This is a genomic window from Angustibacter speluncae (assembly GCF_054777815.1).
In genome coordinates this window covers 1-2,230 of sequence record NZ_BAAHAF010000115.1, presented here as the reverse complement: position 1 = coordinate 2,230, position 2,230 = coordinate 1, and the positions used below count along the sequence as shown (strand labels likewise).

3 protein-coding genes are annotated in these 2,230 nt (G+C 74.5%); 1 reads left to right on the top strand and 2 read right to left on the bottom strand.

All coding sequences use genetic code 11. The features are described 5' to 3' along the window. A partial coding sequence (locus ACYVKY_RS14140; RefSeq protein ID WP_460435633.1) for an aggregation-promoting factor C-terminal-like domain-containing protein occupies positions 1 to 370 on the top strand: 370 nt, incomplete at its 5' end. 23 nt (positions 371 to 393) lie between these two features. Here ACYVKY_RS14140 and ACYVKY_RS14135 read toward each other — a convergent pair. Together ACYVKY_RS14135 and ACYVKY_RS14130 are read right to left on the bottom strand one after the other, a co-directional pair. Beyond that, the gene (locus tag ACYVKY_RS14135; RefSeq protein WP_460435632.1) at positions 394 to 663 is read right to left on the bottom strand and encodes a peptide methionine sulfoxide reductase; all 270 of its coding nucleotides are present in this window, start codon (positions 661 to 663) and stop codon (positions 394 to 396) included. Further along, positions 660 to 2,057, bottom strand: coding sequence for a class II fumarate hydratase (locus ACYVKY_RS14130; protein ID WP_460435631.1), 1,398 nt, complete (start codon positions 2,055 to 2,057; stop codon positions 660 to 662). Before ACYVKY_RS14130 ends, ACYVKY_RS14135 begins: the two co-directional genes overlap by 4 nt. Positions 2,058 to 2,230 lie beyond the last annotated feature (173 nt).

Sequence of the window (2,230 nt, the reverse complement as noted above, 5' to 3'; positions counted from 1 at the left end):
GCAGGCCGCCGCGGCGGCGGCGGAGCAGGCGCGCGTCGCCGCCCGCGAGCAGGCCAGCCGCGACGCCCAGCGCGACCCCCGTGGCATCGGGCGCATCCTGGTCGCCGAGCGCGGCTGGAGCGACGAGCAGTTCGACTGCCTCGACAGCCTGTGGACCAAGGAGAGCAACTGGCGCTGGAACGCCGACAACCCCACCTCCAGCGCCTACGGCATCCCGCAGGCCCTGCCCGGCTCGAAGATGTCGACCGTCGGCTCGGACTGGGAGACCAACCCGGTCACCCAGATCACCTGGGGCCTGGCCTACATCGACGACGTCTACGGCACGCCGTGCTCGGCGTGGTCGCACAGCCGCAGCCACAACTGGTACTGAGTCGCGGGTGGTGAGCGGCAGGCTCAGCCCGCCTCCCACCCGCGGAGCAGCTCCAGCACGTCGGGGGCGGGGACCTCGCACGGGCGCAGCAGCACCTCGTCCGCGGTGAACCAGACGTTCGCGCTCAACCGGCCGGTGCCGCCCAGCTCGTCGGCCTCGACGAACACGCTCCGCCCGCCCGCGTGGTCGGTGCGCGACAGGCCCCAGGCCCGTCCGCGGTAGGAGACCCGCGTCCAGCCGGGTGGGACGCGCGCGACCAGGGCCGCGAGGTCCGCGGGGTCGCCGGCCGTCACCGCCCGGTCATGGCGTCGACGTCGAGCGCCGCGTCGAGCTGCTCCTCGGTGAGCTCGCCGCGCTCGACGAACCCCAGCGCGAGCACGGCCTCGCGCACGGTGACGCCCTCCGCCACGGCGTGCTTGGCGATCCTCGCCGCGTTCTCGTAGCCGATGTGCCGGTTGAGCGGGGTGACCACGGACGGGGACGAACCCGCGTAGCGGCGCATCCGCTCGGCGTCCGGCTCGAGCCCCGCGACGCAGCGGTCGGCGAGCAGCCGAGACGCGTTGGCCAGCAACGTGATCGACTCGAGCAGGTTGCGTGCCATCACCGGCACCTGGACGTTCAGCTCGAAGGCGCCCGAGGCGCCGGCCCACGCGACGGCGGCGTCGTTGCCGACCACCTGGCTGCACACCTGCAGCACCGCCTCCGGCACCACGGGGTTCACCTTCCCCGGCATGATCGACGAGCCGGGCTGCAGGTCGGGCAGGTGCACCTCGGCGAGCCCGGCGGTCGGCCCGGAACCCATCCAGCGCAGGTCGTTGCACACCTTCGTCAGCGAGACCGCGACCGTCCGCAGCGCGCCGGACGTCTCGACCAGCGCGTCGCGCGCTCCCTGCGCCTCGAAGTGGTCGCGCGCCTCGGTGACCGGGAGCCCGGTGCGCTCGGCGAGCAGGGCGACGACGCGGGCGGCGAAGCCGTCCGGGGTGTTGATGCCGGTGCCGACGGCGGTGCCGCCGAGCGGCACCTCGGCGAGCCGGGGCAGGGACGCCTGCAGCCGCTCGACCCCGCGCCGGACCTGCGCGGCGTACCCGCCGAGCTCCTGGCCCAGCGTGACCGGCGTGGCGTCCATCAGGTGGGTGCGTCCGGCCTTCACCAGATCGGCTGTCGAGGAGGCCTTGTCGTCGAGGGCGTCGGCCAGGTGCTCCAGCGCCGGCACGAGCTCGTCGACGACGCCCGTCGCCACGGCCAGGTGCACCGCCGTCGGGAAGGTGTCGTTGCTCGACTGCGACGCGTTCACCTCGTCGTTCGGGTGGACGTCGCGACCCAGCGTCCACCCGGCCAGCCGCGCGACCACCTCGTTGGCGTTCATGTTCGACGACGTGCCCGACCCGGTCTGGAACACGTCGACCGGGAACTGGTCGGTGTGCTCGCCGGCAGCCACCTCGAGGGCGGCCTGCTCGACCGCCTCGGCCACGTCGTCGTCGAGCACGCCGAGCTCGCGGTTCGTCGCTGCCGCAGCGGCTTTCACCTGCCCGATCGCCCGGACGAGACCTGCGGGGATCGGCACGCCGCTGATCGGGAAGTTCTCGACCGCGCGCTGCGTCTGCGCCCCGTAGAGCGCGTCGGCCGGGACGCGCACCTCGCCCATCGTGTCGTGCTCGACCCGGTACCCGCCGTCGTCGGTCGTCATGGTGGCAGGCTACGGCGGGTGCAGACCTCACGCCCGCGGCGGCCGGAGCCGTCCGACCTGCTCGTGGCCGCGCAGCTCGCCTCGCTCGTGGCGCTCGCCTGGCCAGGGCGCGCGCGGTGGGCGCTGCCCGCGGTGGTGCGGACGGGTGCGGGGGCCGCCCTGGCCGGCGGGCT